The 14,619-nt window shown below is 49.2% G+C and carries 11 protein-coding genes; all 11 read right to left on the minus strand.

Features of this window, described 5'->3' with window-relative positions; genetic code table 11:
* Positions 1-25: 25 nt before the first annotated feature.
* The gene (gene nusA / locus NYE54_RS21965; protein ID WP_076324961.1) at positions 26-1,123 is read right to left on the minus strand and encodes a transcription termination factor NusA; all 1,098 of its coding nucleotides are present in this window, start codon (positions 1,121-1,123) and stop codon (positions 26-28) included.
* Positions 1,124-1,155: 32 nt separating this feature from the next.
* On the minus strand, positions 1,156-1,617 hold the full coding sequence (rimP, locus tag NYE54_RS21970) for a ribosome maturation factor RimP (protein WP_076324962.1): 462 nt from the start codon (positions 1,615-1,617) through the stop codon (positions 1,156-1,158).
* 179 nt (positions 1,618-1,796) lie between these two features.
* Entirely contained in the window at positions 1,797-6,113 is a 4,317-nt protein-coding gene (locus NYE54_RS21975; protein ID WP_339266198.1) for a PolC-type DNA polymerase III, read from the minus strand.
* 257 nt (positions 6,114-6,370) lie between these two features.
* Complete coding sequence (proS, locus tag NYE54_RS21980; RefSeq protein ID WP_339266199.1) at positions 6,371-7,828, minus strand: proline--tRNA ligase; 1,458 nt, start codon at positions 7,826-7,828, stop codon at positions 6,371-6,373.
* 216 nt (positions 7,829-8,044) lie between these two features.
* Positions 8,045-9,319 (minus strand): RIP metalloprotease RseP, encoded by a 1,275-nt coding sequence (gene rseP / locus NYE54_RS21985; protein WP_076324965.1) that lies wholly within the window; start codon positions 9,317-9,319, stop codon positions 8,045-8,047.
* A gap of 131 nt (positions 9,320-9,450) precedes the next feature.
* The gene (locus tag NYE54_RS21990; protein WP_339266201.1) at positions 9,451-10,590 is read right to left on the minus strand and encodes a 1-deoxy-D-xylulose-5-phosphate reductoisomerase; all 1,140 of its coding nucleotides are present in this window, start codon (positions 10,588-10,590) and stop codon (positions 9,451-9,453) included.
* 17 nt (positions 10,591-10,607) lie between these two features.
* A complete protein-coding gene (locus NYE54_RS21995; protein WP_098747006.1) occupies positions 10,608-11,408 on the minus strand; it encodes a phosphatidate cytidylyltransferase in 801 nt (266 codons plus the stop codon).
* 20 nt (positions 11,409-11,428) lie between these two features.
* Entirely contained in the window at positions 11,429-12,196 is a 768-nt protein-coding gene (locus NYE54_RS22000) for an isoprenyl transferase (RefSeq protein ID WP_339266204.1), read from the minus strand.
* Positions 12,197-12,269: 73 nt separating this feature from the next.
* Complete coding sequence (gene frr / locus NYE54_RS22005; protein WP_071220110.1) at positions 12,270-12,824, minus strand: ribosome recycling factor; 555 nt, start codon at positions 12,822-12,824, stop codon at positions 12,270-12,272.
* Positions 12,824-13,552: a UMP kinase gene (pyrH, locus tag NYE54_RS22010; RefSeq protein ID WP_006211297.1), complete on the minus strand. Its 729-nt coding sequence runs from the start codon at positions 13,550-13,552 to the stop codon at positions 12,824-12,826. The genes frr and pyrH overlap by 1 nt, the downstream gene beginning before the upstream one ends.
* Positions 13,553-13,849: 297 nt before the next feature.
* Positions 13,850-14,500, minus strand: coding sequence for a translation elongation factor Ts (tsf, locus tag NYE54_RS22015; RefSeq protein ID WP_339266207.1), 651 nt, complete (start codon positions 14,498-14,500; stop codon positions 13,850-13,852).
* Positions 14,501-14,619: the final 119 nt, after the last annotated feature.

Raw genomic sequence — 14,619 nt, forward strand, 5'->3', positions numbered from 1 at the left:
GACGACAACCCCCTGTCATTTGGAATTAATCGACAGAGACGGAATCCTGGTGCATTTCACCTGATTGGGACTTCGGTCTGCCAAATTCCTGCTCCGCCTGACTTTCGCTCTTAATATCAATCTTCCAGCCTGTCAGCTTCGCCGCGAGACGAGCATTCTGGCCTTTGATCCCAATCGCAAGCGAGAGTTGATAATCCGGAACAATTACACGCGCCATCTTCTCATCTTCAAATACTTGAACTTCAAGTACTTTGGATGGGCTGAGCGCATTGGCCACGTATTCTTCAACCTGATCGGAATAACGCACGATGTCAATTTTTTCGCCGCGAAGCTCATTGACAATCGTCTGTACGCGCATACCCTTAGGTCCTACGCAAGAACCAACCGGATCGACTTCATCGTTGCGGGAAAATACCGCAATTTTGGAGCGGAATCCAGCTTCACGCGCAACCGAGCGAATTTCAACGACGCCATCAAAGATTTCCGGCACTTCAAGCTCGAACAGGCGCTTCAAGAGGCCCGGATGCGTACGGGACAGCATAATCTGCGGCCCCTTGGTTGTGTTCTCAACCTTGGTAATGTAAGCTTTGATCCGGTCGCCATGCTTGAACTTCTCGTTAGGCATAAGCTCGGTAAGCGGCAAGGCCGCCTCGATCTTGCCAAGGTCGATATAGATGTTGCGTAAATCTTGGCGCTGCAGCGTACCCGTTACGATATCATCTTCCTTGTCAATAAAAGCGCTGTAGATCAGGCCTCGTTCGGCTTCTCTAATGCGCTGGGTAACAACTTGCTTTGCCGTTTGAGCTGCGATCCGTCCGAAATCACGCGGCGTAACCTCGATTTCCGCTATATCTTCAATCTGAAAATGCGGATTGATTTCCCGGGCCGCATGCAGCGAAATTTCAGTCCGCGGATCCAGCACCTCGTCCACAATCAGCTTCCGCGCGAACACCTTGATGACACCCGTATTGCGATTCATGTCTACCCGTACATTTTGCGCCGTGTTAAAATTGCGCTTGTAACTCGAGATCAGTGCCGCTTCAATGGCTTCAAACAGCACATCTTTGCTGATGCCCTTTTCTCTTTCCAACTCATTCATCGCTTCAATAAAATCCATACTCATTGAAAATCGGTTCCCCCTTTCAAAACTTCCGTTTAAAAAATGATGGCCAATCTGGCACTGGCTACTTTTGCATATGGAATCACGTGCTGCTTCTTGACGGTTTGAATGACTAGCTCCTCGTTATCGAAGGATTCCAGCTTGCCTTCAAACTCTTTCAACCCGTTAATCGGCTCGTATACCGTAACAAACACGTTCTTGCCGACTGACTTCGCAACATCCTCTTTTTTCTTCAGGGGACGTTCCGCGCCAGGAGAAGAGACTTCAAGAAAATAAGCTGTCGGAATAGGATCGTTCTCGTCCAGCTTCTGGCTCAGGTATTCACTGATTAAACCGCAATCGTCAATGTCAATGCCGCCGTCTTTATCAACAAACACGCGCAAGAACCAGTTGCTTCCTTCCTTAACGTATTCCACATCTACCAGTTCAAAGCCGTGTTCGTCCAAATACGGCTGCACCATTTCTTCCACAGTCGTTTTAATCTTTGATGTGCTCAAAGAACATAACCTCCAAGTTGATTTCCTATATACCAAAGAGTAAAGAGTGGGTTGCCCCACTCTTTACACAACGGTTTTATCTCCATGATTACCAAAAAAATTATAACATAGTCTGGTAATAGTGACAAGTATGACTCCTTGACTGTCAAGGCGTCACGGCCATGAAAGGATGACAAGAATCAGAACAATGACAACTGATTGCTCTCCGGCAGACCGCGGAAGCATCCCATTTGGGTCAACAGTTCCACGGCGGTTTTGCTTGCCTTCGATTTTTGCTGGAAATCCTCTATGGAGAGGAATTCACCGAATTCACGTGCGGCAGCAATATTGCGGGCGGCATTATCACCGATGCCCTGCAGTGCAGAGAACGGCGGAATGAGCGAATTTCCATCCACCTTAAATCGGAGCGCATCCGATTCATACAGATCGATGTTCTTAAACGAGAAGCCCCTTGCCGTCATCTCCAGCGCCATCTCCAGAATTGGCAGCATCCCTTTTTCCTTCGGGCTTGCTCCGAAGCCCAGCTGCTCAATCTCTTCAATTCGGCGATAAATCGCCTCATAGCCCTGACAGCATAATTCGATATCGAAGTCCTCGGCTCGAACCGAGAAGTACGTTGCATAATATTCTATCGGATAATAAAGCTTGAAGTAAGCCGTCCGCACCGCTGAGATAACATACGCAGCGGCGTGGGCTTTCGGGAACATGTACTGGATTTTGAGACAGGAATCAATGTACCACTGCGGCACTTTGCATTTCTTCATCTCGTCAATCCATTCCTGTGACAACCCCCGGCCTTTACGCACACTTTCTGTTATCTTAAATGCGAGGCTAGCATCCATGCCTGCCTTATAAATCAGGAACAACATGATATCGTCGCGGCAACCAATAACGGTTTTGATGTTGCATGTACCATTCTTGATGAGCTCTTGAGCATTGCCGAGCCAAACGCCGGTTCCATGTGATAGACCTGAGATTTGCAACAAGTCGGCAAAACTCGACGGCTGCGATTCCACCAGCATCTGGCGTACAAATTTGGTTCCCATCTCCGGAACGCCGAAGGTGGCCACCGGTGAGCGTATTTGCTCCGGCTTGACGCCCAGCGCTTCCGTTGAGTTAAACATGCTCATCACTTTCGGATCGTTCATCGGAATGGTCGTTGGATCCACGCCGGTCAAATCCTGAAGCATTCTCATCATGGTTGGATCATCGTGCCCGAGTATATCAAGCTTGAGCAAATTCGCTTCAAAGGCATGATAATCGAAATGCGTCGTTTTCCACTCGGCGTTGACATCGTCCGCAGGGAATTGCACCGGCGTAATCTCTTCCACTTCGATGTAATCCGGCACAACGACAATACCGCCGGGATGCTGGCCCGTGCTTCGCTTGACGCCGGTACAGCCTGACGCAAGCCGATTCAACTCCGCGCCCCGCCAGCGCTTGTTGTTGTGTTCCTCGTATTTTTTAGCGAAACCAAACGCCGTCTTCTCTGCCACGGTACCGATGGTTCCGGCACGGAATACATTCTCCTCGCCAAACATCTCTTTGGTGAAATTATGGGCATGCGGCTGATATTCACCGGAGAAGTTCAAGTCAATATCCGGAACCTTATCCCCTTTAAAACCCAGGAAGGTTTCAAAAGGTATATCCTGTCCCTCGCCTTTCATCATGTTTCCGCATTCCGGACAAGCTTTGTCCGGCAAGTCAAATCCACTCGGCACGCTGCCGTCCAGGAACCATTCGCTGTGCTTGCAGTCGCTGTTCAAGCAAATGTAATGGGCGGGAAGCGGGTTAACCTCGGATATGCCGAGGAATGTGGCAACGACGGATGAGCCTACGGAACCCCGTGAACCAACCAAATAGCCGTCCCGGTTCGATTTCTTCACCAGTTTCTCGGAAATCAAATAGTTCGCTGAGAAACCGTATTTAATGATCGGCTCAAGCTCTTTCTCCAACCGGGCCACTACGACTTCCGGCAAGTTCTCGCCATAAATGGACTTGGCCGTGTCGTAGCAGGTGTTGCGGATTTCTTCATCCGCGCCATCCAGAATCGGCGTAAACAGCTTATCCGGGAACAATTCCAACTCTTCAAAGCGGTCGGCCAGCTCGCTAGTGTTCGTTACAACAACTTCATAACATTTGTTTTGTCCCAAAAACTCGAACTCTTCGAGCATTTCTTCCGTAGTCCGAAAATGCGCGTCAGGCTTGCGCATATCCTTGAGCGGGCTGAAACCGGTAATCCCATGGATGGTAATGTCCCGGAACAGCTTATCCCGCGGTTCAAGATAGTGCACGTTTCCTGTGGCGATGACTGGCTTCTTCAGCTTTTCGCCGATGCGCACGACTTTGGAAATTGCGGTTTTGATCTCTTCGGGACTGCCCACCAAGCCTTTGTCCACCAAATGCATATACATCGTCAATGGCTGAATCTCTAGAACATCGTAGAAGTCCGCAATCTCTTCGGCTTCCTCCTCCGTTTTGTTCAGCACCGTTTCGAAGAACTCCCCTTTTTCGCAGCCGGATAGCACCAGTAACCCATCTCGCATCTCTTGAAGCTTGGATTTAGGAATACACGGCACTCGCTTGAAATATTCGGTATGTGACATGGAGATCAGTTTGTACAAGTTTTTCTTGCCCGTCATATTCAAAGCATAAATGCCGCAGTGGAAAGGACGGGTATTGGACAGATCCTTACCGACGTAATCATTGAGGCGGTCCAGCATCTTGACGCCTTTGGTTTTGTCCACATCGCTAAGGAGCCCGTTCAGGATTCCAGCCAGTGCAATCGTATCGTCAATCGCGCGGTGATGGCTTTCGAGCAGTACCTTATACTTATCTGCCAATGTGTTAAGACGATGATTTTTAAGTCCCGGATGCACCAGACGTGCAAGCTCCAGCGTATCCAGGTAGGGATTGTCGAGCGTATCCATCCCGGCATTCTTGAGTGCTGCCTGAATGAACCCCATGTCAAATCGAGCGTTGTGAGCCACAAGTACGGCATCCCCAACGAATTCAACAAACTCTTTCAATACCGGCTCCAATTCAGGGGCATCCTTAACCATATCGTCATTGATATTGGTCAATTGCTGGATATGATATGGAATTCGCTCATGCGGGTTAACGAAGGTTGCGTATCGATCAATCTCCTTGCCATCGTTCATCTTCACGGCAGCAAGCTCGATGATTTTGTTTGCGGTAATGGACAAACCTGTGGTTTCAATATCGAATACCACATAAGTGGCACTGCTGAGTTCAATCGACTGTGCCTGTTCCACGATGTTGACGGCATCATTCACGACATTGGCCTCAACGCCGTACATCATTTTAATCCCATGCTTCTTGGCGTTCTTTGCTGCATCAGGATAACACTGTACACCACCATGATCACTTACGGCGATGGCTTTATGTCCCCAGCTCGCCGCTGTTTTGATATAACGGTCGATCGGCGTGACCGCGTCCATCGTGCTCATGGTCGTATGCAGATGGAATTCCACCCGCTTCTCGGCCGCGTTATCCTTGCGCGAAGGAGGCGACGGTACTTCGTTGAGATCAGACGGGATCATCACCAGCTCAGGCACCTGCATAAACCGGTCGTATTCAACCCGTCCGCGAGCCTTCACCCACTTGCCGTTTTCAAGCAGGCTCAATACCTTAAGATCGTCCTTCGTCTTGCCAAACATTTTCATTTGCAAGGAATCGCTGAAATCCGTCAGATAGAATGTAAATAACGTACTGCCGTTACGAAGCTCCTTACGATCCAATCCGAAGATGGTTCCCTGAATCGTAATTTTCTTCTCTTCGTCTTGGATCTCCTGAAGCGGAACCGGCTGTTCCTTGATATCATACCCAACCTGCAGTCGAACCGCGCCCTCTTCCTCATCTTCCGCGTCCAGCTCAGCTTCCATGCTGCTCATGATCTGCTCGATGACCTCACGCTCTTCTTCTCGTTTCCTCTGCTCGAACTCCTCATAAGCCGCCTGGCCATTATCGCCGACCTGCATTTTCACGCGCAGCGTCAGATCAAAATATTGTCCGAAAAAACGGGTAATGGCGGCATCGATCTGTTTCTTTCGGGCAAGCTCAAGCGACATGCCATCCGACATGGAGAGAAGGACTTGCCCATCCTCCACCTCGTATTTGGCCCTTGCCATCCATCCATTAACCGAAGGGATCTCCCGATGTGCCCACTCTAGGAACAAGCCCCAGTATTCTTGCACGATATCTGTTTCGGGAACGCCGCTTCCATATCGGAACACAAATTTAATCTTCGCGATATGCCCCATCTTCTCCTGAATTCTCAGACAAAATGTGCGATAGACCTCAGCTGGAACCAAGGTCTCCTTCAGGACGGTTATTCTCCAGTCCTTACTGGCCTTGCTTGTCTCTACCTGCTCAATCACGCCGTCCAAAAAATAGGGTTCCACCAGATTGGCCGGAACTTCTCCCTGCTTGATCAGCAGTTCAAATCGCTTCCTTTTATCTTCTGTTGTGCCCATGGTTCCCTCCCCCTGCAATGCATAAAGCTATAAGAAAAAAATTCTATCGACGTACATCCACAGAAGACAGACTGCGTTTAGTCGATGTAAAAAAATAGAATAAAGCCTCCGCTGGCAGCACCCATTCGTCCTGCCCCAATAAAGAAGAGCGTCCGCCATACTGCCATCCGGAAGCTTACTCCAGATGATGAATCCCGGTTTTGGACGAAGGACTCCTCCCTCACCCAAACTTGCCGGGAACTCATAATATCGATTTACTAGTACGCTCTCGCGAACAGCACCGTATGTTTCGCATCATCACCGCATACGAGACACTTGGTTTTCTTCTCAGACGGTTCAAACGGAATGTTTCTGCTCGTAGCACCGGTTTCTTGCTTGACAGTATCTTCACAAGCTTCCGAACCGCACCATCCTGCCAAGGTAAACCCGCGTTTTTCTTCCATGCTTTCCTTCATTTCATCCAGCGATTCCACGGAATAGAAATGATCCTCACGGAACTGCTTCGCGCGCTCGAACATTTCCTGGTGCACCTGCTCCAGCATATTCTGTACTTCCTGTGTCAGATTAGCCTGTTCTACGATTTTCTTCTCACCTGTTATGCGGGAGACAAGCACGCACACGCCATTCTCCATGTCACGTGGCCCGATCTCCAGACGCACCGGAACTCCGCGCATTTCATACTCATTGAATTTCCAGCCTGGACGCACATCCGGATTATCGTCAACGCGTACGCGGATGCCTGCTGATTTCAGTTCACGGAACAGCTCGTCCGTACGACCCACAACCGCATCTCTTGTCTTCGGTGGACCGATTGGAATCATGATCACTTGCGTTGGCGCGACTTTAGGAGGAAGCACCAATCCGCGGTCATCCCCGTGAACCATAATCAAGGAACCAATGAGACGCGTGCTGACGCCCCAGGATGTTGTATGAGCGTATTCCAGCGTATTTTCACGGTTCAAATATTGAATGTCAAAAGCTTGTGAGAAGTTGGTACCCATATAATGCGAAGTACCTGCCTGTACAGCTCGTCCGTCTTTCATCATCGCTTCGATCGAGAATGTATCCACGGCGCCTGCGAATTTCTCCGAAGGTGTCTTCTGTCCTTTGATTACCGGAATCGCGAGATAGTCCTCTACGAATTGCTGATAGATATCCAGCATTTGCATGGTTTCCCCTCTTGCCTCAACTTCCGTTTCATGAGCAGTATGGCCTTCTTGCCATAGAAACTCGCTCGTGCGAAGGAATGGCAGCGTGCGTTTTTCCCAGCGTACCACGTTGGCCCACTGGTTGATCAGCACAGGGAGATCACGATAGGATTGAATCCATTTGGAATACATATGCCCGAACATCGTTTCAGAAGTCGGACGGATTGCCAGACGCTCTTCCAGCTTCTCTCCTGCCGCTTCCGTTACCCATGGCAGCTCCGGATTAAATCCTTCGACATGCTCCTTCTCCTTCTGGAAAAAGCTCTCGGGAATGAACAGCGGGAAATACGCATTCCGATGGCCCGTCGCCTTAAAGCGCCGATCCAACTCCTCCTGGATATGCTCCCAAATTTCATAACCGTCCGGTTTGAAGACGATGCAGCCTCTGACTGGAGAATAATCCATCAGGTCCGCTTTTTTGATGACATCGATATACCAGCGCGAGAAATCTTCCGCTTGCGGCGTAATCTCCGTCACGAATTGTTTATCCTTCGATTCCTTAGACATATAAATCGTGTGCCTCCCATTAATAAAACGCATGGTCAAAGCTCCTGATTCAGGCGGCTCGACTGGCGTTATTGGCGATATGTGTGAACGAGCTGCGGCTATAAAGCCAGCCCTTATAGTAACTCCATTTGCTAGATAGTGAAGCGTCATAATCTGCTAACAATAGAAAAGGTACGGCATTCGTTGCGGCTGGCGCACCGAGCCGTACCTTAGGGTTTATCCGTTGATCAAACGTAAAATATCGTTATAGGTTACGGCTATCATTAACAGGAACAGCATTGCAAACCCGATAAAATGAACCATGCCTTCTCGGTTCGGGTCAACTGGCTTGCCCCTTAAAGCTTCGATCCCTAAGAATACGAGCCGGCTTCCATCCAATGCCGGTATCGGCAGCAGATTGAATATGCCCAGATACAAGCTTAGAATGGCTGCCCAATAGGTCAGCTGTGCGATACCCTGTTTGGCGATTTGTCCCGTCACTTCGAACGTCCGTACAGGACCGCCAAGATCATCCATGGAGAACTTCTGAATCAACTGTCTGAAGCCCTGGAAAATAATATTCGTTGTATCTACCATCGCGGTCCCGGAACTGGTAATTGTCTCCCCAATCCCTGCGGATCGGGTAGGAAGCTTGGGAACAATCCCGACCTTGCCGCCTTCCTGACCCTCCATGGTCCGCGGAGTTAAGGTCAGATCAAATGACTCTTCACCCCGGCGTACCGTCCATTCCATCGGCTTGTCCTTGGAAGCCGCAATCAATTCGATCATCTTCTGATAATCGGCACCAATAGCGGTTCCGTTAATGCTCTCAATGATGTCTCCCTCTTTCAGATTGGCTTCATCGGCAGGCATGCCTTTGGTAATCTCGCCAATCTGTACATAGGTTGGATTCTCAACCGGTATACCGGCCATTTGGATGTGAAGAGCAAACAGCACGAAGGCCAGAATGAAGTTCATGACAGGACCTGCAAAAATCGCAAGCGCTCTTTGGCCCACGGTTTTGCTGCCGAATTGGCGGTCTCTCGGTGCGATCTGCGTCTCTACACCTTTGGCTACCGTTAAGGCTTGCGGATGGATTTCAAATTGCTGGAATTCACCATCCACATCAAGCCTAACCGACAAACGATCCACCATATCCATAAACTGGACTTCGCCGCGAATAACATTCTTACGGTTGTCGAGTTGATCCAGATAAATCTTTTTCACTTGATTCTCTGCATTCAATCGAACCGCAATCGTCTGACCGGGTTGAATCTCGACAAGTTCCGGATCTTCTCCGGCCATGCGGGCATATCCGCCGAATGGAAGAAGACGAAGCGTAAACTGCGTTTCATTGCGTTTATATGAGAACAGCTTTGGACCAAATCCAATCGCGAACTCGCGTACCAAGATTCCGGCACGCCGGGCAAAATAATAGTGACCCCATTCGTGCACGGTAACGATCACAAAAAACATGAGCACCGTTAAAAAAACGACCCGAACCATTTCCAATTCTTTACATCCCCCTTTTCCTCTGAGAACGCAGTATGTCCCTATAGATTATCATTATTCTCCTGTCGTCCACAAGAGAATCACAAGCTGTCCGCTTTTTTTCAAGGGAGATTTCAAAAACACTTCAAATCCTATAGTCGGGAAGCTAATTCACGTGCGATTCGATCATTCTCTTCAATCGTCTCCAGTGCCGGTTCCGGCACAGCATGATGGCTTTGCAGCACTTCCTCAATGATCTCTTCTATCCGCAGAAAAGAGATTTCGCCGCGGAGAAACCGGGCAACCGCAATTTCATTGGCAGCATTGAATACCGTTGGCGCTGTCCCACCTATTTTACCACATTCATAAGCAAGCCTTAAACAAGGAAAACGTTCAAGGTCCATCTCCCGGAAATGCAGCTTGCCCGCTTCTGCCAAAGATAGCCTTGGCGCAGGCGAAGACCAACGCTCCGGATAAGTAAGCGCATATTGAATCGGAACCCGCATATCCGGGTTGCCGAGCTGGGCAATAATACTCGAATCACGGAATTCCACAAAAGAGTGAATGATGCTTTCCGGATGAAGAAGCACGGAAATATTGTCATAAGGAATATCATACAACCAGTGGGCCTCCATCACCTCAAGCCCTTTATTGACCATGGTGGCCGAATCAATCGTGATTTTGGCACCCATGGACCAGTTTGGATGTTTAAGCGCATCCTCCACCGTAACGTTAACCAGTTGTTCACGGGTATAATCCCGGAATGAGCCTCCGGAAGCCGTCAGCGTGATCCGTTCAATATCTTCATGCCGCTCTCCGTTGAGGCATTGGAATATGGCGGAATGCTCACTATCAATCGGCAAGAGTTTTACCCCTTTTGCAGCCGCTCGAGCCGTAACCAGATGACCAGCAGTTACCAATGTTTCCTTATTGGCAAGCCCGATTGTCTTCCCCTCATCGATGGCTGCAAGCGTAGAGGACAGCCCCATGCTTCCAACGACCGCTGTAACCACCATTTCCGCATCCGTCGCTGCCGCAATCTCGATCAAGCCTTCATGACCATGGAACACTTCGGTTCCGGCAGGAAGATCATGCCTGATGCTGTCAGCAAGCTCTTTTGTGGCAACGGACACTTTACGCGGAGAAAACTCCTTGACCTGCTGAAGCAGTAATTCCTTATTACTCCCTGCTGCAAGGCCCTCAATCTGAAAATGTTCCCGGTGTTTCCTCACGACATCCAAGGTCTGGGTACCTATGGAGCCAGTGGAGCCGAGTACGCTGATCTTCTTCATGCACATCTTTCCTTTCATCAGTAAGGCAGGAGACTCAATATATGTACAAACGGAAATACGACGATCCAACTGTCACATCGATCCAGTATCCCTCCATGGCCCGGCAGCAGTTTGCCCGAATCCTTGATGTCATACACCCGTTTATAAGCGGATTGCACCAAATCTCCGAGTTGACCGATAACAGCGCAGGAAAGTCCAATCAGAATCGCTTGTCCAGCCGTCAGGAATCCATCTGAGAAGAATGAAAAGAGCAGTGATGTGAACACGGCAATGACCACACCGCCGAGCGCACCCTCAACCGTTTTGTTCGGGCTTATGGAAGGCCATAATTTATGGCGCCCCATGGCGCGTCCGACAAAATACGCTCCCGCATCACTTGCCCAGATCGAGGCCAGAAGCAGAAAAGTCCAGAATACGCCATGGCCGTCAGGAGCATGTCGTGATTCGGCGATAAAGGAAAATCCGATTCCGATATACGCTGATGCCAAAAATAATAATGAAACCCGTTTGATATCAATTACATTCTTCGTCGTTACGGTCGCCAGCAAAAATAAAAGCAGCAGGAGCCAAAGTACATGTTCCCACGGGATCTGAATATTCAAATTAAGCGGTCCCCATGGAAATACAAGCAGCAGCACCCCCGCGTACCCAATCCATGCCGTTCCCCCGAACGGTGCCGTATTGGTCATGCGCACAAACTCATAATAACCGATTAGCGCCATCGCCAGAATAAGAAGATGGTACCATAGACCGCCTATGAAACATAATCCTAAAAAGACCGCTCCCGCTATAATTCCGGTAATCAATCGCTGTTTCAAAACGTTCCATCCTCCATCGGCTACGAAAGTCCACCGTAGCGCCTTGTTCTTTGTTGATAATCGGCTATGGCCTCCACCAAATGATCTTTGGTGAACTCCGGCCAATAGGCATCCGTAAACCATAGCTCACTATACGCTAACTGCCACAGCATGAAATTACTCAGCCGCAGCTCGCCGCTTGTGCGGATCAGCAAATCCGGATCCGGCAATTCGCCTGTGAGGAGCCGCTGGCCAATCAGTTCCTCTGTAATATCCTCAGGACGAAGAATTCCATCTCGCACTTCTCGTCCGAGCGCCTTGACACTTTCGGTGATCTCTTTCCGGCTGCCGTAATTGAGCGCAAAGTTAAGCACAAGCCCGTCATTGCCGGCTGTCTTCGCAACTGCTTCTTCCATCGCAGACACGGTATGGGACGGAAGGTCTTCCGGATGCCCCATCATGCGGACCTGGACATTTTTCTCGATCAGCTCCTCCAGCTCAATAGCCAGGAACTCCTGAGGAAGCTTCATCAGAAAATCGACCTCATCCTTCGGACGCGTCCAATTTTCTGTCGAAAAGGCATACATCGTCAATATTTTGATTCCCAAATCATCGGCAGCAATGGCCGCTCTTTTGACAGCCTTCATGCCATTCTGATGGCCAACGATTCGCGGCATACCGCGCCGTTTTGCCCAGCGTCCATTACCATCCATGATGATGGCGACATGATGTGGGATGTTGTCCGGAGAGAGCTGATGCGTCTGCTGACTGTCCTCCTGATTCAACCACGATCGAACCCGTTTGATCATTCCATTTCCTCCAGGCATCTTTCTGCAAAAAAAGAGACAAACCCCACCATTGACAGGAGGGGCCACAAGTCTCTTATACTTCCATAATCTCTTTTTCTTTAGCAACGAGGACTTTGTCGACTTCTGCGATAAATTTATCCGTCGCTTTTTGGATATCTTCCTGATGTCTCCGGGACTCGTCCTCGGAAATATCTGTTTTCTCCAATTTTTTGATGTCGTCGTTGGCATCACGGCGAATGTTGCGGATGGCCACTTTCGCTTCCTCGCCGAATTTCTTCGTCATTTTCACCAGCTCGGTTCTGCGCTCTTCTGTCAGTGCAGGTACGACGAGGCGAATTTGATTACCATCATTCGCCGGCGTCAATCCGACATCCGATTTCATGATCGCTTTCTCGATATCGGCCAAGGACGACTTGTCCCAAGGCTGGATCATGAGCGTTCTGGAGTCCGGCGTGCTGATGTTAGCCAGCTGATTCAGCGGGGTTGGTGCTCCGTAGTATTCCACCGTGATCCGGTCGAGTAGCGCTGGTGCTGCCCGTCCTGCGCGCAGCGTTGCCAGGTCACGCTTCAAAGACAGGATCGCTTTTTCCATGCGTTCTTCTGCATTCTTTTTCACCGATTGCGGCATTAATCTACACTCCCTTTGACGATCGTTCCGATTTTCTCGCCCAGAACGACGCGCTTGATATTACCTTGCTCCGTAATAGCGAAGACGATGAGCGGGATGTTGTTGTCCATACATAACGATGAAGCTGTAGAGTCCATTACCCCAAGGTTTTTGTTCAATACGTCTAGATACGTCAGCTGCTCGTACTTCTCGGCAGTTTCATCCTTAAATGGATCAGCGGAGTACACTCCGTCCACCTTGTTCTTCGCCATGAGAATCACTTCTGCTTCGATTTCCGCTGCGCGAAGCGCTGCAGTCGTATCGGTGGAGAAGTAGGGGTTACCTGTTCCTGCCGCGAAAATAACGACACGGCCTTTTTCCAAATGCCGAATGGCTCTACGGCGAATATACGGCTCCGCAATTTGCTGCATGGAGATAGAGGTTTGCACCCGAGTCGGCACGTCGATCTGCTCCAAAGCATCTTGCAATGCCAAAGAGTTCATCACCGTTGCCAACATCCCCATATAATCTGCTGTTGCACGGTCTATTCCGTTCGCGCTGCCAGCAATACCGCGCCAGATGTTTCCGCCGCCGCACACGATCGCGACCTCCACACCAAGCTCGACAACCTCACGAACCTGCTCAGCGATCGATGAGATCGTCTCAGCATCAATACCATATCCATTCTGCCCTGAAAGGGATTCCCCACTGACTTTCAATATCACTCGTTTATATACAGGCTGTTCCAAATGATAACCCTCCACTTTAAGACGGCGCCTAAGTATACGACGCCCGTTTGAAAAACGACAGACAGACACACCGGCACACTGCTTGACGGTTTATAAAAATCGGGTACACACATCCGTCTCAAGTAGAAACTTCTGGTCGTCTAATCAAGACTTAAATCCATACTTTCTTGTGAGATAAGGGTGCCTTTACTCCGAATTTATAACAATCTTATCTCTCTTATGCCTTTATATCTCTTAAAAAAGAAGGAACACAGGTGTGTTCCACTCTTTTCTATAACTTATATTAGCCTATTCGGCTTATTTATTCACCTGGGACATAACTTCTTCAGCGAAGTTTTCTTGTTTTTTCTCCAAGCCTTCGCCAAGTTCAAAACGAGCAAAACGACGGATGGAGATGTTCTCACCGATCGTGCTGATTTTTTCGTTAAGCAGCGTGTTGATCGTTTTGTCAGGATCTTTGATGAAGGATTGCTCAAGCAAGCAATACTCTTCATAGTATTTGTTGATGCGGCCTTCAACCATTTTTTCAACGATTTTTTCAGGCTTGCCTTCGTTCAGGGCTTGGTTTTTCAAAATTTCTTTTTCTTTCTCAAGCTCTTCCGTTGGCACTTCTTCGCGACGAACATATTTAGGGTTTGCAGCGGCAATATGCATCGCGATATCGCGAGCAAACTCTTTGAATTGATCTGTTTTACCTACGAAGTCGGTTTCACAGTTGATTTCAACGAGAACGCCGATTCGTCCGCCGCCGTGAATATAAGACTCGACAACGCCTTCAGTTGCAATACGTCCAGCTTTGTTAGCTGCTGCAGACAAACCTTTTTCGCGAAGTACTGCGACCGCTTTGTCGATATCACCATTTGTTTCATCCAGCGCTTTTTTGCAATCCAGCATGCCCGCGCCTGTTCTTTCGCGAAGTTCTTTTACCGCACTAGCTGTTACTGCCATTAGAATTCCCTCCAAATTGGTATGATGAAGTTTGCGTTTGAACCTCTCGAAAACCGTCATACGATTGTTCTCTCCAAGATTCAGACCGCGTTAAGTAGTTGTTCTTCCCCTGCGATGCC

Source organism: Paenibacillus sp. FSL K6-1330 (assembly GCF_037976825.1).
In the GTDB taxonomy this organism is placed as follows: Bacteria; Bacillota; Bacilli; order Paenibacillales; family Paenibacillaceae; genus Paenibacillus_AQ.